The organism is Marivita sp., from assembly GCF_051859345.1.
In the GTDB taxonomy this organism is placed as follows: domain Bacteria; phylum Pseudomonadota; class Alphaproteobacteria; order Rhodobacterales; family Rhodobacteraceae; genus Marivita.
The window spans coordinates 1-17,977 of sequence record NZ_JBHYFV010000023.1 but is presented as its reverse complement, the minus strand read 5'-3'; the positions used below and the strand labels follow the sequence as shown (position 1 = coordinate 17,977).

Below are 17,977 nucleotides of genomic sequence, written 5' to 3'. Positions count from 1 at the left end.
GTCTCAGGCCTCGTTGACCAGCGCGGTATCAAGCTCTTGCAGGGTTGGCGGATTACATCCGGAACGGCTGCAATTGATGGCCGCAGCCATGCCCGCGCGACGGATCAAACCTTGCACATCTGCCCGATCAAGCCGGGTCAGCGCGTCAGGCGCAAGTGCGTCGATGCGGGCAAGACCGGCAAGAAGCGTTGCCATGAAGGTATCACCTGCACCCACGGTATCCACGAGTCCGGGAACCGGTGGCGCCGGAATGTCGACGCTGATGTCTCCGGCCCAAGCCGACGCGCCGTCCGGCCCCTTGGTCAGGACCAAGAGACTGGCCGAACTTTGGGCGCGCACAAAATCAAGCGCATCTGCTTGCGACATGTCCGGACAGAGCCCTTGCAGATCTTCATCGCTGAGCTTCAGCACATGGGCGGTTTGCATCATCCGGAAAATCCGGGCGCGATAGCCTTCGCTGTCGGTGATGACGGACAAGCGCACGTTCGGGTCCAGCGACACCAATGTTCCGGCGGCATACGCGGATGTGCAGGTCTGTTCCCAGGCGGCGGCGTCTTCTCCATCGGTAAGGGCCAGCGACCCGGTGTGCAGGGCAGCCATATCCGCAGGCATTGCTGCCGCCAGCGACGCGGCGGTCACCCACCGTTCCGCAGTCCCGTCGCGTTCAAAGACATAGGACGGAATGCCGTCGGTGACGGTGACCCGCGCAATCGTACTGGGCGCACCCACGCGACCGCCACTCAGCGTAACGCCGGATGCCATCAGCGTGTCGGCCAGCATGTCGCCCCAACTGTCTGTCGAAACTGGTGTTACATAATACACATCGGCGTCCTGCCGCCCCAATGCCATCGCGACATTGAAGGGTGATCCACCGGGAAGAGCCGACACCTCTCCATCACGGGTGACGTGGTCAATCAGGTTTTCACCACCGACACAGATAACGGGGCTTGCTTTCATGGGATGTCTTTCCGGCTTAACTGGGTTGGTCTGAAATCAAGGTCACGTCCGGCAACGCAGCCAGCGCCTGCTTAAGCGCATTCCCCCTTTGAGTCGAGATCGTCTGGATTTCCTTGATGCCTGCCTTGCCACGACCGACAGGTGTGCCTTTCAGGTCGAGACAGAGCAGGCAAGCAACGGCTCGGGCGTCTGACATTTTGATCTGCCCACCGTGAACCATCCAACGCACAACGTCCCGTGGGTGCGGTTATTGCTGTATCACGTTGATGACGACCTGCAATTCCTCGCGGGCACCTCCGATCCGGGTTCCGGAAATCGGCGCGGCGTCTGAATAGTCCAGCCCTGTGGCAACACGGACGTACCGTGTGTCCGGAGACACACCGTTGGACACATCAAAACCAACCCAACCCAACCCATCGACATGTGCTTCGGCCCACGCGTGCATGGCATCCTGCGTGGTTGTGTCATTCAGCATCAGATATCCGCTGACATAGCGGGCCGGTATTTTCATGGCGCGGGCACAGGCAATGAAAATATGCGCATGGTCCTGACACACCCCCTTGGCGGCGGTCAGCGCGTCTTCTGCGGTCCAGTCCGATTCCGACCCATCCAGCGTGTATGGCACGGCGGTGCGAATGCGCTCTGACAGGTCGTGCAATTCAGAAATGCTGGGCGTGCGTTCCATGTCCCTGACCAATGCACGAATGCCCGGTCCCGGTTCTGTGCGCGGCGTGGTCATGTCATACAGCCACAAGGGCGTGCTGCCGTAATGCGGTCCCAGGATCCCGGCGTTGTCGGTGATCTCGACCTCGCCTGCGCTTGAAACCGACAGTTCCGTGGTTTGGGGGTCAAAGCTGATCAGTTCTGTGGTGTTGTGGTGATGATCCTCGAACGTGACTTCCTTGCGGCCCCCGTCAATCTTTGTATCCCAGTGGACAATAGACTGATTGTAGGAACTTTTTGGCGTCTTGCGCAATTGTTGCAAACCGTACACGACCGGTGTGTCAAAGCGATAGATCGTGGTGTGTTCTATGCTCAGACGCATAGGCGGCGATCCTTTTGAAACTTAGACATAGAACCGAAAATCCTGTTCGATCTGGAGCGAAATTCCTGTGATTTCTTCCAGTGTCCTCTGAAGGAACTCGTGCAAACCATAGTCGAAGATATCGTCAATGCTTTTGGACAAGAGACCATTTTCAAGAGCTCCCACTTTTTCCCGTGAGGCGGCACCGATATTTTCGTCTTCCGCCAGATATCCAAGATTGTCGCATATCTTGCTGACGCAGAACGCCAGAGAGCGTGGCATGCGCTTGTCCAGAATGAGGAAATCCGCAATTTCGCGCGGTCCCCCGCCGGCGCCGTATTCCATCCGAAATCCACCGCGCGCGGAAACCGAGCGCAGGATGGATTCCCACTGCACGTTGTCCAGCGACGTCCCGACCGACCTGGCTGACGGAAGCAAGACGTAGTATTTGACATCCAGAATGCGCGCCGTGTTGTCAGCGCGTTCGAGAAATGTGCCAAGACGCGCGAAATCGTAGATATCGTTTCGCAGCATCGTGCCATGTGTCACGCCCCGGACCAGTGCCGCGTGGTGCCGGATCAAACGCAGCACCGTCGGCAAGTCCCGTTCAGAGACCTTGCGCGCCAGCACCTTTTTCAACGACATGTAAGCCGAATTCACGGCTTCCCAGACCTCGCCCGTGATGGCGGTCCGGACCAAACGGGCATTTTGGCGGGCCGAGTTGACGCTCGAGACAACAGAGGACGGATTGTCCTTGCTGCGCAGCATCCAGTCTACGGCCAGATCGCGGGTGATCTCATCATGGTGTTTGTTGAAGCCAGCCAGACAATCTGCCGACTGAAGCACGGAAACCCATTCTTCATCCGTCTGATTGAGCCGCGTCAAGGCGATGCGCTGTCCGGTTTCGATCAGACGCGCTGCGTTCTCGGCCCGCTCCATGTAGCGGTACATCCAGTAAAGGCCATTTGCGGTTTTTCCCAGCATGCCCCTACTCCTCCAGAACCCAGGTGTCTTTCGTCCCGCCACCTTGCGACGAGTTCACCACCAGAGACCCCTTCTTGAGAGCAACACGCGTCAGACCACCGGGCGTGATCTTGATCCCATCCGGGCTGACAAGCACATACGGCCGCAGGTCCACATGGCGTGGCGTAAGGCCCGCTTTCGTGAATATCGGCACCGTGGAGAGGCTCAGCGTTGGCTGGGCAATGTAATTCTTGGGCCGCGCCTTCAGCTTCTTGCGGAATGCGGCGATGTCTTTCTTGGTGGCGGTCGGACCAATCAGCATTCCGTATCCACCGGACCCGTGAACCTCTTTCACGACAAGGTCTTCAAGATTGTCGAGCACATAGGCCAGCGACTCTGGATCAGAGCAGCGCCATGTCGGCACGTTCTGCAACAGGGGGCGTTCGCCGGTATAAAACTCAACGATCTCGGGCATGTAGGAATAGACCGCCTTGTCATCCGAAATTCCGGTCCCCGGCGCATTGGCGATGGTGATACCGCCTGCGCGATAGACATCCATTATCCCCGGAACGCCCAGTTGGCTTTCGGGATTGAAGTTCAATGGATCAAGGAAATCATCATCGACACGGCGGTACAGCACGTCGATCGGTTTATACCCATGGGTCGTCCGCATCGCGACGCGTCCATCAACAACCCGCAGGTCGTGCCCTTCGACAAGTTCGACACCCATCTGATCGGCAAGGAAAGCGTGTTCGAAATAGGCAGAGTTGTAGATACCGGGCGTCAGAACCGCGACGGTCGGGTTGCCTTCCGTGACCCTTGGCGCACAGGACGCAAGTGACCGGCGCAAATCAAGCGGATATTGCTGCACTGACTGGACCCGATTTTTCGAGAACAGCTCTGGGAACATCTGAAGCATGGTCTCGCGATTTTCGAGCATATAGCTCACACCCGACGGAGTCCGTGCATTGTCTTCCAGCACGAAAAACTCGCCCGGCCCGGTACAGACAAGGTCGATGCCAACGATATGCGTATAGACGCCACCGGGCACATCGACGCCGATCATCTGGGGCAGGAAGGCTTCGTTCTGGGAAATCATCTCTTTCGGGATACGCCCGGCCTTCACGATTTCCTGCGTGTGATAGATGTCATGCAGAAACGCATTGATCGCGCGCACACGCTGTTCGATTCCGCGCGACAGCTTGGTCCATTCGGGTCCGGAGATGATCCGGGGAATGATATCGAACGGGATCAACCGTTCTTCCGCTTCGGACCGGCCATAGACATTGAACGTGATCCCCGTCAGGCGAAAGAGATCTTCCGCTTCCCGGTTCTTGGCCCGCAATCGCTTTGGGTCTTCCTGGTCAAACCAGTTGTGAAAATTCTGGTAAGGCGCGCGCAATTGCTCGTCACGGCCCCACATTTCATCAAAGACAGAGTGTTCAGACATGTCTCAGCGTCGCCTAATCTGCGAAGTTGCGCAAGATGGTGGTGGCTTGGCCTGAAGTTAGCGCCCAAAGATGTCGCTCTGTGCCCGTTTTTTAGGCATATAGCTCTGCATTGACGGCCTTCGACTGATCGGAAGCCGTTGTTTTGAAAGACAACATCCACATGATTGCGACTCAGGGAACTTGGCTGGAGGTCACGCCCGATATGGGTGTTCCCGCCGGTCAGCCCGTCACCCTGCCCCTGGCAACCACGTCGCAAGCACAGGGAAAAGGATCAACAATCCGACCACGCAAAGCGAACACAGGATAAACGGGAACGCCGCCCGGTAAATCTCGCGCATGGTGGTATCCGGCGGGGCCACGCCCTTCATCACGAACAAGAGCAGGCCAAACGGCGGTGTGGTAAAGCTGATCTCCAACGCCAGGAGCATGATCAATCCAAACCAGATCGGATCAAAGCCAAGCGTTGCGGCAAGGGGAAAGAAGATCGGGACGGTCAATAGCATGATCGAAATCTGCTCCATGAACATGCCGAGGATAAGCAGCACCGCGAACATCACCAGCAGCATCAGTGTCGGGTCCAGATCGAACCCGGTGGCCCAGTTGATCAGGCCACGGGAGGCACCGGAAAAGGCCAGAAGCTGGCTGAAGGTCGCGGAACCGAACACGATCAGATAGGCCATCAATGTCACGCGCAGCGCGCCACGCACTGATTTCTTGACCGAGTCCCAGGTCAGGCAGCGGTAGAACGCGGCAAGGATCAGCACGCCCAGCGCGCCGAATGCGGCGGCTTCGGACGGGGTGACGATGCCGTTGATCATCATGATGACGATGGCGACCATCAGACCGATCATCGGAACCACGTCGCGCATCAGGATTCCCAGCTTTTCCGCTGTGGTCATCGGTTCGACATCATAGGCCGGGGCGGCCTCCGGGTCGATGCGCGTCTGGATGTAAATTGTAGCAACGTAGAACGCGGCAAGGATCAGACCGGGGATCACACCCGCGATGAGCAACGCACCCACGTCAATCTTGGCCAAGGTCGCCAAGAGAACCGCCAGCGCAGACGGCGGAATGATGATCGCCAATCCACCCGTGCCAAGGATCGGACCGATGGACATATGGCTCTTGTACCCGCGCCGGTTCATCTCGGGCACCATCAGCGACCCCAAAAGCGCGGTTGATCCCATCGAAGATCCCGACAGCGTGGAAAACCCGGTGCCGCCCAGAACCGTCACATAACTCAGGCGTCCCGGCAGCCGCCCCAGCAGCTTGTCTATGGCCGAGAACATGCGACTGCCCAGCCCGGTCTGGAAGAAAATCTCGCCCATCAGCAGGAACAGCGGGATCGGAACCAGCGCAAAGATCGTCAGCGCGCCCCAGCCGTTGTTCAGAAGCGCGACAACCCCGCGATCGCCACCCATGAACACCCACGCGCCGATGATGTTGGCGGCAAGAAACGCGAGGGCGACGGGCATACCGATCGCCATGAGCAACATGATGCTGCCGACCAGCAGACCAAGGGCTTCGAACCATTCCATTATTCGTGAATCCCCGCTTCACCCGAGTGCATCAATTCAGGCCCGAACACGAAGCGGGAAAACTCGACCGCCATCACCGAAAACGCGATGGGAAAGGTCACGGTCAGCAGCCAACGGGGGTAGTAATAGGCGCGCACATCGTAGTTGTTGCGCTCGATATTGGTCAGGAACAGTTGCAGCCCGTACCATGCAAGGATCAAACAGACGAACACACAGAGCAGGGCCACAAAGCGACTGACGAACCGCCGCAGCGCAGATGGCAGGGCTGCCGTCACCAGTTCGATATGCACATGGCCCTTTTCACGCACGAGCCAGGGCGCGCCAAGCATGGTCATGTAAAGAATTCCGTATTCGGCAGATGTGAACAGCCAGGCAAACGGCTGAAGCCCGAGGTTGCGCATCAGGACAGACACGACCACCGACACCATCAGCCAGACCAGCGTCACAGCTGCGATGAAAGCCATCGTATACAAAAGGGCGTCATAGGCCCGGATCACGGCGCGCATGGGATGTTCCGTCTTCATGAAGGTGGGCCGGGACATCCGCCCCGGCCCTGATGTCTCAATTGTCGGCAGCCGGATCGTAGAACTTTGCGATCAGTTCGTCGTAACCCGCAACCGATGTCGGAGTCGCTTCCATCAACTCTTTCATCCGCGCCCAGGTGGTTTCACGGGCAGCGGCAAGGTAATTGGCTTTCGCCTCACCTTCGAGTTCGACCACCTGCATGCCTGCGGCGTCCAGTGCGGCAAAGTCTTCGTCCCGCTTGGTGCGCAGGGCGTTCACGCTGTCGATCTCGTGCTGGATCGCGGTGTCCTGAAGGATCGTCTTGGCCTCGTCACTCAGCCCGTTCCAGGTGTCCATGTTCACGATCACGCCAAGATCGGTCGAGAAGAAGCAGGGTTCGATCCGGTAGTTCAGGAATTCGTTCCATTTAAGGTCGATCAGACCGATCTGGGTCCAGCCCGTTGCATCCACAACACCGTTCTGGAGCCCAGAATAGACCTCACCGGTCGGCAGGTCGATCACCTGGGCCTGAAGATAATTGGTGAAGAACGCGTTATACACCGCGTTACCACGCAGGCGCAGACCGTCTACTTCAAGGTTGCCCGCCGCATCAAAGGACGGCTCATCGCGGGTCCAGAGGTTGTAGCACACACCGCTGTCGAACCAGCCCAGATACTTGAGGCCCATGCGCTCCTGGTGGATCTGGTCGATCATCTCGATCCCGCCGTTTTCGCGGGTTTCGACCGCCGTCAGGTTGGATGCGACAAGCGCGTCTTTCTCGGGCATCGCACCGCCATAGAACGACCCCGGCGTGTAGACCATGTCAACAATCCCGTCGCGCACCGCATCGGCTTGCTGGAACATGCCGATGGCTTCGGGTCCGCCACGCACGTCGATCTGAATCACGCCGTCGCCCGCCTCGTTGACCTTATCGACGAAGGACAAAAAGCTCTGCGTATAGATCAGCGTTTCGGGAAACGCGTGGACCGCCGTGAGGGTCTCTTGCGCCTGGGCCACGGACCCAAGCATGACACCGCCCGCAAGGCAGCCTTTGAACAGGTTCATATTCATTGGTAAGTTCCTCCTTATACCCTTCGGCCAATCATGGCCTGTGCTACTGCGAACCGGTCTCCCGCCCCGCGCTCCTGAAGTTGGTCTGTTGGACTGGTATGGCCCACGGCGTGCCCTGCACATGCTGCGCACGGAATGCCGCGATGGCCTGTTTGTGGTTTTGGGTCAGGTCGATATCGTCCCAACCATTGATCAGTTTCTGCTGCCAGACATCGTCCAGCGTGAAGTCCAGCGTGGTGTTGCCCAGCCGAATGGTCCGGTCGGTCAGGTCAACACTCACCTCTTGAGGGCCATCGGCGAGCTTTGCGATGACCGCGTCAACATCGGCCTCTGACACCCGTGCGGGCAACAGGCCGTTGTTCACCGAATTGCTGGCAAAAATATCGCCAAAGCTGGGCGCGATCACAACGCGGATGCCAAAATCGACCAACGCATAAACGGCCGCCTCTCGGGACGATCCGCTGCCGAAATTCCGGCGCGAGATCAGGATGCTGGCATTGGGCACTTTGTACAAAGGGAAGTCAGGCACGGGATTGCCGTCGCTGTCTTTCCGCAGATCATGCAGAAGGAAATCGCCATACCCTTCGGACCGTGGCGTCGACATGAACCGCGCCGGGATCAACTGGTCCGTGTCCACATTCTCGCGGTCCAAAGCCACGGCAAGGCCGGTATGTGTGCTCCACCCGCTCATGCGACCTCCCGATCCCGCAGCAGGTCGCGCACATCGGTCAGATGCCCGGTTACAGCCGCAGCCGCCACCATCGCAGGCGACATCAGATGCGTCCGCGCCCCGCGTCCCTGACGGCCCCGGAAGTTGCGGTTGGTGGTCGAGGCACAGCGCTTGCCCGGCTCCACATGGTCGCCGTTCATCGCCACACACATCGAACAGCCCGATCCGACCCAATCGAGCCCTGCGTCGATAAAGATGCGGTGCAGCCCCTCCGCTTCGGCCTGCGCCTTCACCAGTTGCGATCCCGGCGAAACGATCCCCGGAACCTTGGCGCGCCGACCGGCCAGAACGGCAGCCGCCGCGCGCAGGTCTTCTATGCGGGCATTGGTGCAGGAGCCGATGAACACCTGATCCACCGCGATGTCGGTCAGCGCGCGACCGGCGGTCAAACCCATGTAGTCCAGCGCATTGCGTGCGCGCTCCGCCGCGCTACCCTCCATGTGACTGGGGTCGGGAATGGTGGCTGTCACAGGCAAAGCATCTTCAGGCGTTGTGCCCCATGTCACGATGGGCGCGATCTCGGATGCGTCCAGCGAGACTGTGCTTTCGTACTCCGCATCGGGGTCTGATGGCAGCGACGACCACTGATCGACTGCACGTTCCCAGTCCGCCCCGCTCGGCGCGAACGGCCGCCCTTTGACATAGTCAAACGTGGTCTCATCCGGCGCGATCATCCCGAACCGGGCACCGCCTTCGATGGAGAGGTTGCACAGCGTCATCCGCCCTTCCATCGACAGTGCCTGCACTGCAGCGCCGGTATATTCGATGGCGTGCCCACGGGCGCCATCGGCCCCAAGCTTGGCGATCCATGCCAGCGCCAAATCCTTGGCCCCGACGCCCGGCCCAAGCGTACCCGTCACGTTGATCCGCATCGCCTTGGGTTTTGTCTGCCAAACCGTCTGTGTTGCCAGAACATGCGCCACTTCGGTCGCGCCAATGCCAAAGGCCAACGCACCGAACGCGCCATGGGTCGAAGTGTGGCTGTCACCGCAATTGATCAGCAGCCCCGGCAGCGTCAGCCCCTGCTCCGGCCCGATCACATGCACGATGCCTTGTCGTGGGTCATCAAGACCGAAACAGGTGATACCGTATTTTTCCGTGTTCGCCGCCAGCGTGTCGATCATCCGCGCAATCGCGTCGGTCGCGGGAGCACCACGCGTCGGCGCGTAGTGGTCCGCCACGCCGAAGGTCAGGCCGGGTTCAGCCACCGCAACGCCGCGCTCGGCGATCTTGGCAAAGGCATGATGCGACCCTTCGTGAACCAGATGCCGGTCCACCCACAACAGGCTTGTCCCGTCTTCACGGCGCAGGATCTCGTGTGCATCCCAAAGCTTGTCGAGAAGACGGCGACCACTCATGACGATGCGCCCCCGATCACCGGTTCCCAATGCCGCGCTTCGCCTGCACCGACCCGCGCAAGGCCCATTTCCAAGCGGAAGAGGTCGGGCCTATAGAGCGCCGACAGATGCTCGACCCCCTGCCCGTTTGCGTCACGCACGATGCGTTGCACGAACAAGAGCGGCGATCCGACAGACACCTCCAATGCTTCGGCTACATCGGGCGTAGCCAAGGCTGCGGTCACAGTCTGGTGAGCGCTGGCAACGCTCACGCCGCTACGCTCCAACAGGCGAAACAAAGGCTGCGTCGCAAGATCAGCCTCATCATAGCTGACGGCGATCTCTTTCGGCACATGAGTTGTAAGGTGCGAGAATGGCTGCCCACCCGAAGACCGCACACGCACGGCCTTTTGCACATCTGCACCCTCGGGGATGCCCAGCGCTTCGGCCACCGCCGCAGGCGCACTGTCATAGGAAAAGGACAACAGCCGCGCGGTTGTCTTGCGGTCCATTTCCACCAGATGCGGGATCAGGGTGGCGAAATCGGCGGACAGCCTATGTCCCGCCTGCTCCTGCGCGCGCACAACCGACCCGGCGCCTGTCTTTTTCTCGATCCAGCCATCTGCGGCCAACGCCTCCAGCGCGCGGCGGATGGTGATGCGCGACACATCGAACTGCTCGGCCAGCTTGTGCTCACCGGGAAGCCGAGCGCCGTCCTTGAAAACACCGTTGGAAATTTCGTCGCGCAGCAACAGGTAAACCCTGCGGGCCTTACCGCCTTCTGGAAGTCCGGAATGCGCGTTTATCGTCACGACAGCGCGGCCCCTGTTGGTTGGCGATCCTCGTGGCCAGTTGGATGATCCAGCGAAGATTCTTCATTTGTTGGTCTTTCAATATACCAAAACCTGTTATATGAAAAGTGCAGATTTTGGGGAGGATCACATGCCAATCGTGGAAGCGCACATCCTTGAAGGATACAGCCCCACCGAGAAATCCCGCCTCACCTCGGCCCTGACTGACGCGATTCGATTTGTCGTCCCGGCACCGGATGAAGCGATCACCGTGATGCTGCACGAATACCCGTCCGAGGCCTATGCCCGCGGCGGACAGCACCGCAAACCTGCCCCGGCCCTGCCCGATCCCGCCCAGATCGTGCGCGATTATCTCGCGGCGATGGAAGCGCGTGATCTGGACGCGGCACAGAAGATGCTGGGCGACGGCTTCCAGATGGTGTTTCCCGGCACCCAACAAATGACGCAGCTTTCCGAATTGATCGACTGGTCCAAAGGACGATACCGGTTCGTCAAGAAAACCTATGACGGGTTCGACGCAATGCACAGCGGCGGTGTTGCAGTCGTCTACGCGCGCGGCACGCTTTACGGCGAATGGATGGACAGCACACCGTTTGAGGGTATCCGCTTTATCGACCGTTTCGAAATCACCGGAGGCAAGATTGTGCGACAGGATGTCTGGAACGACATGGCCGAGGTGCGCACGCAATGAGTGCCGCCATCGACCCGATCACCCTGGCAGTTCTGGCTGGCCGGATGGAACAGATTGCCGACGAAATGGACGCGACCCTGTTCCGCGCCGCCTTCAACCCGATCATCGCCGAGGCGCATGACGCGTCCCATGGCTTCTACCACGCAGACAGCGGAGACACGCTGGTACAGGGCAAATCCGGCTTGCCGATCTTTGTCGGTGTCATGGCCTTTGCCGTCAAAGCCGTGATCGACAAGGCAGCCGAGGCGGGTGATCTGGCCGATGGCGATATCTACATCTTCAACGACGCGCATATGGGCGGCACGCATCTGTCCGACATGCGGCTGGTGCGGCCCTATTACCGCGATGGAGAGCTGTTCTGCTACCTCGCCAGCGTCGGTCATTGGCATGACGTGGGCGGCGCGGTGCCCGGCAATTACAACCCCTCCGCCACCGAGGCGTTTCAAGAGGCGTTTATCCTGCCGCCCGTCAAGCTGGCCCGCGAAGGGGTGATCCAGCAGGACATCATCGACATCCTGATGCGCAACACGCGCCTGCCGCAATCGGCGATGGGGGATCTGAACGGACAATTGGGCGCTTTGGATCTGGGCGTGAAACGTCTGGACGAGTTGCTGGACGAATACGGGGCCGAAACCGTGTCAGCCGCGCTCGATGCACTTGGGAACCGCGCAGAAACCTTGATGCGCTCCGAACTGTCCGGCCTGCCGGACGGGCGCTGGGAGGCCGTCGATTACCTCGATAATGACGGAATCACCGATGTCGCCCTGCCGATCAAGGTCGCGCTGGAAATCACCGGCGACCGGATGGTGCTGGATTTTGAAGGCACAGCGCCCGTCACCGCTGGCCCGGTGAACATCGCCTACCCGACCGCTGTGGCAACCGCGTATGTCGCGATCAAGCACATCTTCCCCGACCTGCCCGCCAATGCGGGTGTGATGCGTCCCATCGACGTGCGCGTGCCGGATGGTTCGCTTCTGTCAGCCGAATTTCCCGCCCCGGTCGGCGGATACACCGAAACCATCCTGCGCATGATCGACGTGATCTTCAGCGCCGCGTCGCAAGCCGCGCCCGAACGGGTCGTCGCCAATGCCTACGGCACGATCAACGCGCTTTCGATTGCAGGGAAGCGCGCGAACGGCCAGCGCTGGGTGATGTTCAGCTTCTACGGCGGCGGGCATGGCGGCAGCGTTGAGAGCGATGGCCTCAACCACGGCAACGCGCCGATTTCGACCGCGACAATCCCGCCAATGGAGATCTTGGAGGCGGCCTACCCGGTGATGTTCCGTCAATGGGCGCTGCGCCCCGATAGCGCGGGCGCAGGCCAGCATCGCGGTGGCTTGGGTGCGACCTACGAGATCGAAGTGCTAGAAGAAAACGCGGAGGCGTTTCTTTTTGGCGAGCGCGGTCGCTTTGCGCCGCAGGGTGTGCAGGGCGGCGGCGAAGCTGCGGTGAACGTGTTTCACTATGAACAGGCGGACGGCTGGAAGACCCCGCCGCTGGCCTCAAAGATGCTTGGGATCAAGCTGACCAAGGGACAGGCTGTGCGCCTCGACACCCCCGGTGGCGGTGGCTACGGCCCTGCGACCAGCCGCGATGCGGCGGATGTCGCCCGCGACGTGGCGCTGGGATACCTGACTTCCGAGAAAGCGACCGACCTATATGGCCCCGCATGGAAAGAGGTCGCAGCATGACCAAGATGATCGGCGTCGATGTTGGTGGCACCTTTACCGATGTGTTCGTGCTGGACGAGACCACCGGCACCGCGCAGGTGGCCAAAGTGCCGACAACCCGGCCCGACCAGTCGGGCGGATTTCTGGATGGGATCGGCCAGCAGGTCGATGACCTCTCCACCGTCGCGGCTGTTGTGCATGGCACGACCGCCGGAACCAATGCTCTGCTCGAGCGCAAAGGCGCAAAGATCGGCGTGATCACCACTCACGGACTCCGCGACGTTCTTGAAATGCGCCGCCGTGACAGGCCCCGCACCTGGGGCCTGCGCGGCGATTTTGAGCCGGTTGTGCCACGAAACCTACGTTTGGAGGTGCCGGAACGTACACTTGCCGATGGCACGATCCGCACGCCTGTCGATCTGGACGCGGTCAAGGCGGCAGCACAGCAGTTGATCGACGAAGGCTGCCTTGCCGTCGCAATCCTGTTTGCCAACGCCTATGCCAATGCCGAGAACGAGGCCAAGGCGGTCGAAACCGTCCGCGCCATGTGGCCGAACGACCATGTGAGCTGTTCCTCGGAAATCCTGCCAGAGATCCGCGAATTCGAACGCTTCTCGACCACGGCCCTCAACGCCTATCTGCAACCCGAAGTGTCGGGCTATATCAATCGTCTGGACCAAGCGCTGACCAAAAGCGGCTTCGGTGGAGAGTTCATGATCGTGCAGTCCAATGGCGGCGTCATGGGCACCGACACCGCCTGCCGTTTGCCCGTCCGCACCGCTTTGTCCGGCCCCGCTGCTGGCGTAATCGCCGCCGGGCATATCGCCACGACGGCGGGTTTTGAGAACGTCATCACCGGCGACATGGGCGGCACCAGTTTTGACGTGGCGCTCATTGCCAAGGGGCAGTCCATGCTGTCGCCGCAGACCTCCATCGACTTTGGGATGGTCGTGCGCAACCCGATGATCGAGATCACGACGATTGGCGCAGGTGGCGGCTCTATCGCGTGGGTCGACAAGGGCGGGCTTTTGAATATCGGTCCCGAAAGCGCCGGATCGACCCCCGGCCCGGTGGCCTATGGTCAGGGGAATGACCGCCCGACCGTGACCGATGCCAATGTCGCGCTGGGGCGCATCGACCCCGACAACCCCATCGGCGGCAAGCTGGACCGTCTGGATGTCGACGCGGCGGCCAAGGCCATCGACAATCATGTTGGATCAAAGCTTGGTCTGAGCACGCTTGAAGCCGCCGAAGCGATCCTCCGCGTCGCCAATTCGCGGATGGCAGGCGCAATCCGCCTGGTCAGCATCGAACGCGGGTTCGATCCGAAACGCTTTGCCTTCATGCCCTTTGGCGGTGGCGGTGCGTTGCACACCGGCGCGATCCTCAAGGAGGTCGGCATCGGCAGCGCGATTGTCCCGCGCTATCCCGGCGTGACCAGCGCGATGGGCTGTGTGATCGCCGATATGCGGCAGGATTTTGTGCAGACGATCAACACGCTGACGGCGACTCTGGACACCGACGCACTGCAGAGCGTGATGCAACGGCATATCGACGACGGCATGAGCCTGCTTGATGCCGCGCAATCCCGGTTCGAGGCGCGGGATATCGTGGTCGAGCTGGACATGGCCTATGTCGGCCAGACCCACACTGTTGCGGTGCCGCTGGCGATCACGGTGCAGGGCACGACCGTCACCGCACCGACTGTCAAAGAAGTCGAAGCAGCCTTCGACGCAGCCTACCAAGCCACCTACGGGCGCTTGCTCAAGAACGGCACACGCCGAGTGATGAACCTGCGCACCGCTGTGATTGGACGCCGCCCCAAGTTCGACCTCACCACCCTGGCCCCCAAAGGCGGCACGGTCGAGGCAGCGCATACAGGCAGCCGCAAGGTGCATTTCGGCGACGCGTGGTTCGAGACCACGATCTTCAACCGTCTTGCCCTGCCCGTCGGAGCCAAGATCAAAGGCCCCGCAATCCTTGTCCAACCGGACACAACCGTGCTGGTGGACCCCGGCCTGACCGCCAAGGTCGACACCTGCGGCAACACCATCATCACACGGGACGAGGACTGAGACATGGCCCACACCATCGACCCAAAGCGCACCGCCCTTCTGACCATCGACCTGCAGAACGACTTTCTGCACCCCGAAGGCGCCTATGGCCGTGCGGGCCAGACAGCCGAGGCGATTACCGCCCTGCCCGCCCGGATCAAACCCGTCGTGGACGCCCTGCGCGCCAAGGGTGGCACCTATATCAGCGCGCAGTTCACACTGGTGCCGGGGCCGAATGATGAACCGCTGATCGCGCCACACCTGAAAGAGTTGCGCCCCTTTCTTGGCAAAGGCGATTTCGCCCCCGGCAAATTCGGCCATAGCTTGGTCGATGTACTCGCCCCTGCGGATTACACCATTGAAAAGGTGGCCTATTCCGCGCTCTACCAGACGCGGTTGGAATACATCCTTCGTGCGCTGGATATCGACACGCTGATCATCGGCGGGATCGTCACCAATGGCGGCGTGGCCAGCACCGTGCGCGACGCGCATCTGCGCAACCTGCACACGATCCTGCTCTCCGATGGCTGCGCCGCGTTCAAGCAAGAGGTGCATGACGCAACATTGCTGTCGCTTGCGTCGGTTTGCCCGAACGTGACCTGCGCAGAGATGGTGGACAGACTGACATGACCCTCAAAACCCGCCTTGCCGCCGATGACATTCTTGTCGCTCCGGGTGTGTATGATGCCCTGACGGCCACCCTTGCCGCACAAGCCGGGTTCGAGGCGCTGTATCTCAGCGGGGCGGCTGTGGCCTATACGCGATTGGGCCGGCCGGATATCGGCCTGACCTCGGTCAGCGAAATGGCCGATACGATGGCGCTGATCCGCGACCGCGTGGACCTGCCGGTGATCATCGACGCCGATACCGGCTTTGGCAACGCGCTGAACGCACAGCGCACGATGCGGCTTTACGAACGCGCGGGGGCCAATGCCTTGCAGATCGAGGATCAGACCTACCCCAAGAGGTGCGGACATCTGGCCGAGAAATCCATTATCGCCACGCCCGAAATGGTGGGCAAGATTACTGCAATGGCCGATGCGCGGGCCAGCGCCGACACGCTGATCATCGCCCGCACCGACGCAGTGGCAGTCGATGGGTTCGACGCCGCCATCGACCGGGCCGAGGCCTATGTCGAAGCGGGAGCCGATGCTCTGTTTATCGAGGCATTGCGATCGGTTGAGGAATTGAAAACCGTGGCGGCACGCTTCAAAGGTCGCGTGCCGCTCTTGGCCAACATGGTCGAAGGCGGAGCGACGCCGATCCAGAACGCCTCTGACCTCGAAGCGATGGGCTTTTCCATCGTGATCTTCCCCGGCGGAATCGTGCGCGCCCTCGCCCGCACCGCCGAGGATTACTATGCCAGTCTGATGGGTACGGGCAGCAACCGCGCCTTTGCCGAGAGGATGTTCGATTTCAACGGCTTGAATGACCGGCTGGGCACAGATGAGATGCTCGCACGGGGCAAGCGGTACGAAGCAGGCGGACAGGATTGAGCCATGTCGATCCTGCCGCTCCCCGCCACTGGCTTTGATCTGGACGTGCCGATCCTGATTGTCGGTGCCGGGGCCTGTGGCTTGGTGGCTGCCTTGGCCGCAACCGATGCCGGGGCCGAGGTTTTGGTGGTCGAAGCCGACGCTGCGCCTTCCGGGTCCACCGCTTTGTCAGCGGGTCTGATCCCCGCGGCGGGAACGCGCTTTCAGCGGGATGCGGGGATCGAAGACACCGCTGATCTGTTCGCGCGGGACATTCAGAAAAAGGCCAAGGGCGAGAACCCGCAGGAGCTTGTTGATCGGCTGGCAGAGCATTCGGGCAAGGTGATCGAATGGCTGGCGGACCGGTTCGATCTGCCCTTCTCGGTCGTCACCGATTTCGATTACCCCGGCCATTCCCGCCGCCGGATGCACGGGTTGCCGACCCGCGCGGGGCGGGAATTGATCGACCGACTGCGGTCAGCTTGCGAAACGCAGGGCATCGACATCATCTGCAACCGCCGGGCGACATCTCTTTTTGTGGAGGGCGATCATGTGCGGGGCGTACGCTTGGAAGGTCCGAACGGTACGGAGGACGTCGGCTGTGGCGCGCTGATCCTGGCCTGCAACGGCTATGGCGGCAACCGCGACATGGTGCGCCAATTCATGCCCGAGATCGAAAACGCGGTCTGGTTCGGGCATGACTACAATCAGGGCGACGCAGTGACTTGGGGCGAAGCCTTGGGCGCGGACACTTTGCATCTGGGCGCATATCAAGGCCACGGCAATGTCGCGCACCCGCAGGGTATCCTGATCACTTGGGCGGTGATCACCCAAGGTGGCGTGCAGGTGAACCTGAACGGAGAACGGTTCTGGGACGAAAGCCAGGGCTATTCCGAGGCAGCGCGTGCTGTGCTTTCCCAAGCCGGGGGCGTGGCGTGGACAATCTTTGACAGTCGCATCGCGGGCATCGCGCGACAGTTCCAGGACTTCAAAGATGCCGAAGCCATTGGCGCGATCCGTACCGCCGACAGTTTGGCCGAGTTGGCCGAAGTCACAGGGTTGCCGAAAGACGCGCTGACCCGCACGACGACCAACATTCCGACCGACAAGCCTGACGCCTTTGGACGCAGCTTCCTTGGCGAACCGCTCAAACCGCCTTACTGTGCGGTAAAAGTCACCGGAGCCTTGTTCCATACGCAAGGCGGGCTGAAGATCGATCAAAACGCGCGTGTTGTCGGCAAAGGTGGGAATGTCTTTCCCAACCTTTTTGCGGCAGGTGGTGCTGCGGTGGGTGTTTCAGGTTCCGGCGATAGTGGTTATCTATCCGGTAACGGGCTGATGGCGGCGACAGTTCTGGGGCATATCGCCGGATCGGCTGCGGCCAATGACATGAAAAAGGAGCATGGACATGCTTGATGCGTCACACGCGGGTCACGGACCCTCACTCGCCAAGTTCGATTGGCAAGATCCCCTTGGCCTGAGTGCGGCTTTATCCGAAGAAGAGCGCATGATCGCTGACAGCGCCGCCGCCTATGCGTCGGACAAACTGCTGCCGCGCGTGTCGGACATGTATCTGAACGAAGGTGTCGCGCCCGAGATTTTCGCCGAGATGGGCGAGATGGGCCTGTTGGGTGTGACCATCCCCGAAGAGTTCGGCGGTCTGGGCGCGGGCTATGTCAGCTACGGCCTTGTCGCCCGCG

18 protein-coding genes are annotated in these 17,977 nt (G+C 60.7%); 7 read left to right on the top strand and 11 right to left on the bottom strand.

All coding sequences use genetic code 11. The features are described 5' to 3' along the window. Positions 1-3: 3 nt before the first annotated feature. The 11 genes from ACTIEN_RS14560 to ACTIEN_RS14510 form a co-directional block, all read right to left on the bottom strand. Positions 4-957, bottom strand: a complete 954-nt coding sequence (locus ACTIEN_RS14560) for a carbohydrate kinase family protein (RefSeq protein ID WP_439523872.1) — start codon at positions 955-957, stop codon at positions 4-6. A 16-nt stretch (positions 958-973) separates the two neighbouring features. Beyond that, positions 974-1,153, bottom strand: coding sequence for a hypothetical protein (locus ACTIEN_RS14555; protein WP_439523871.1), 180 nt, complete (start codon positions 1,151-1,153; stop codon positions 974-976). A gap of 51 nt (positions 1,154-1,204) precedes the next feature. Beyond that, the gene (locus ACTIEN_RS14550; protein ID WP_439523870.1) at positions 1,205-2,002 is read right to left on the bottom strand and encodes a transglutaminase family protein; all 798 of its coding nucleotides are present in this window, start codon (positions 2,000-2,002) and stop codon (positions 1,205-1,207) included. A 21-nt stretch (positions 2,003-2,023) separates the two neighbouring features. Further along, positions 2,024-2,965: an alpha-E domain-containing protein gene (locus ACTIEN_RS14545; protein ID WP_439523869.1), complete on the bottom strand. Its 942-nt coding sequence runs from the start codon at positions 2,963-2,965 to the stop codon at positions 2,024-2,026. A 4-nt stretch (positions 2,966-2,969) separates the two neighbouring features. After that, positions 2,970-4,394: a circularly permuted type 2 ATP-grasp protein gene (locus ACTIEN_RS14540; RefSeq protein ID WP_439523868.1), complete on the bottom strand. Its 1,425-nt coding sequence runs from the start codon at positions 4,392-4,394 to the stop codon at positions 2,970-2,972. Between the two features lie 228 nt (positions 4,395-4,622). Further along, positions 4,623-5,933 (bottom strand): TRAP transporter large permease, encoded by a 1,311-nt coding sequence (locus ACTIEN_RS14535; RefSeq protein WP_439523867.1) that lies wholly within the window; start codon positions 5,931-5,933, stop codon positions 4,623-4,625. Then, entirely contained in the window at positions 5,933-6,439 is a 507-nt protein-coding gene (locus ACTIEN_RS14530; RefSeq protein ID WP_439523918.1) for a TRAP transporter small permease, read from the bottom strand. Before ACTIEN_RS14530 ends, ACTIEN_RS14535 begins: the two co-directional genes overlap by 1 nt. Before the next feature lie 55 nt (positions 6,440-6,494). After that, on the bottom strand, positions 6,495-7,508 hold the full coding sequence (dctP, locus tag ACTIEN_RS14525) for a TRAP transporter substrate-binding protein DctP (RefSeq protein ID WP_439523866.1): 1,014 nt from the start codon (positions 7,506-7,508) through the stop codon (positions 6,495-6,497). Positions 7,509-7,551: 43 nt separating this feature from the next. Then, on the bottom strand, positions 7,552-8,199 hold the full coding sequence (gene leuD / locus ACTIEN_RS14520) for a 3-isopropylmalate dehydratase small subunit (protein ID WP_439523865.1): 648 nt from the start codon (positions 8,197-8,199) through the stop codon (positions 7,552-7,554). Continuing rightward, the gene (gene leuC, locus ACTIEN_RS14515; protein WP_439523864.1) at positions 8,196-9,596 is read right to left on the bottom strand and encodes a 3-isopropylmalate dehydratase large subunit; all 1,401 of its coding nucleotides are present in this window, start codon (positions 9,594-9,596) and stop codon (positions 8,196-8,198) included. The genes leuD and leuC overlap by 4 nt, the downstream gene beginning before the upstream one ends. Further along, positions 9,593-10,387 (bottom strand): GntR family transcriptional regulator, encoded by a 795-nt coding sequence (locus ACTIEN_RS14510; RefSeq protein WP_439523863.1) that lies wholly within the window; start codon positions 10,385-10,387, stop codon positions 9,593-9,595. Before ACTIEN_RS14510 ends, leuC begins: the two co-directional genes overlap by 4 nt. Before the next feature lie 130 nt (positions 10,388-10,517). Here ACTIEN_RS14510 and ACTIEN_RS14505 point away from each other — a divergent pair, with 130 nt between their 5' ends. From ACTIEN_RS14505 to ACTIEN_RS14475, 7 genes are all read left to right on the top strand, one after another. Further along, a complete protein-coding gene (locus ACTIEN_RS14505) occupies positions 10,518-11,078 on the top strand; it encodes a tautomerase family protein (protein WP_439523862.1) in 561 nt (186 codons plus the stop codon). Continuing rightward, positions 11,075-12,769 (top strand): hydantoinase B/oxoprolinase family protein, encoded by a 1,695-nt coding sequence (locus ACTIEN_RS14500; protein ID WP_439523861.1) that lies wholly within the window; start codon positions 11,075-11,077, stop codon positions 12,767-12,769. The genes ACTIEN_RS14505 and ACTIEN_RS14500 overlap by 4 nt, the downstream gene beginning before the upstream one ends. Continuing rightward, complete coding sequence (locus ACTIEN_RS14495; protein WP_439523860.1) at positions 12,766-14,823, top strand: hydantoinase/oxoprolinase family protein; 2,058 nt, start codon at positions 12,766-12,768, stop codon at positions 14,821-14,823. The genes ACTIEN_RS14500 and ACTIEN_RS14495 overlap by 4 nt, the downstream gene beginning before the upstream one ends. A 3-nt stretch (positions 14,824-14,826) precedes the next feature. Next, the gene (locus ACTIEN_RS14490) at positions 14,827-15,432 is read left to right on the top strand and encodes a cysteine hydrolase family protein (protein ID WP_439523859.1); all 606 of its coding nucleotides are present in this window, start codon (positions 14,827-14,829) and stop codon (positions 15,430-15,432) included. Continuing rightward, on the top strand, positions 15,429-16,298 hold the full coding sequence (locus tag ACTIEN_RS14485; RefSeq protein ID WP_439523858.1) for an isocitrate lyase/PEP mutase family protein: 870 nt from the start codon (positions 15,429-15,431) through the stop codon (positions 16,296-16,298). Before ACTIEN_RS14490 ends, ACTIEN_RS14485 begins: the two co-directional genes overlap by 4 nt. A 3-nt stretch (positions 16,299-16,301) precedes the next feature. Continuing rightward, entirely contained in the window at positions 16,302-17,693 is a 1,392-nt protein-coding gene (locus tag ACTIEN_RS14480; RefSeq protein ID WP_439523857.1) for an FAD-dependent oxidoreductase, read from the top strand. Then, on the top strand, positions 17,686-17,977 hold a 292-nt coding region (locus ACTIEN_RS14475), incomplete at its 3' end, for an acyl-CoA dehydrogenase family protein (RefSeq protein WP_439523856.1). The genes ACTIEN_RS14480 and ACTIEN_RS14475, both read left to right, overlap by 8 nt.

Bases quoted from the DNA above. Each gene is read 5' to 3' on its own strand.
- ACTIEN_RS14560 (WP_439523872.1), bottom strand. From the start codon at position 957: ATGAAAGCAAGCCCCGTTATCTGTGTCGGTGGTGAAAACCTGATTGAC.
- ACTIEN_RS14555 (WP_439523871.1), bottom strand. From the start codon at position 1,153: ATGTCAGACGCCCGAGCCGTTGCTTGCCTGCTCTGTCTCGACCTGAAA.
- ACTIEN_RS14550 (WP_439523870.1), bottom strand. From the start codon at position 2,002: ATGCGTCTGAGCATAGAACACACCACGATCTATCGCTTTGACACACCG.
- ACTIEN_RS14545 (WP_439523869.1), bottom strand. From the start codon at position 2,965: ATGCTGGGAAAAACCGCAAATGGCCTTTACTGGATGTACCGCTACATG.
- ACTIEN_RS14540 (WP_439523868.1), bottom strand. From the start codon at position 4,394: ATGTCTGAACACTCTGTCTTTGATGAAATGTGGGGCCGTGACGAGCAA.
- ACTIEN_RS14535 (WP_439523867.1), bottom strand. From the start codon at position 5,933: ATGGAATGGTTCGAAGCCCTTGGTCTGCTGGTCGGCAGCATCATGTTG.
- ACTIEN_RS14530 (WP_439523918.1), bottom strand. From the start codon at position 6,439: ATGCGCGCCGTGATCCGGGCCTATGACGCCCTTTTGTATACGATGGCT.
- dctP (WP_439523866.1), bottom strand. From the start codon at position 7,508: ATGAATATGAACCTGTTCAAAGGCTGCCTTGCGGGCGGTGTCATGCTT.
- leuD (WP_439523865.1), bottom strand. From the start codon at position 8,199: ATGAGCGGGTGGAGCACACATACCGGCCTTGCCGTGGCTTTGGACCGC.
- leuC (WP_439523864.1), bottom strand. From the start codon at position 9,596: ATGAGTGGTCGCCGTCTTCTCGACAAGCTTTGGGATGCACACGAGATC.
- ACTIEN_RS14505 (WP_439523862.1), top strand. From the start codon at position 10,518: ATGCCAATCGTGGAAGCGCACATCCTTGAAGGATACAGCCCCACCGAG.
- ACTIEN_RS14500 (WP_439523861.1), top strand. From the start codon at position 11,075: ATGAGTGCCGCCATCGACCCGATCACCCTGGCAGTTCTGGCTGGCCGG.
- ACTIEN_RS14495 (WP_439523860.1), top strand. From the start codon at position 12,766: ATGACCAAGATGATCGGCGTCGATGTTGGTGGCACCTTTACCGATGTG.
- ACTIEN_RS14490 (WP_439523859.1), top strand. From the start codon at position 14,827: ATGGCCCACACCATCGACCCAAAGCGCACCGCCCTTCTGACCATCGAC.
- ACTIEN_RS14485 (WP_439523858.1), top strand. From the start codon at position 15,429: ATGACCCTCAAAACCCGCCTTGCCGCCGATGACATTCTTGTCGCTCCG.
- ACTIEN_RS14480 (WP_439523857.1), top strand. From the start codon at position 16,302: ATGTCGATCCTGCCGCTCCCCGCCACTGGCTTTGATCTGGACGTGCCG.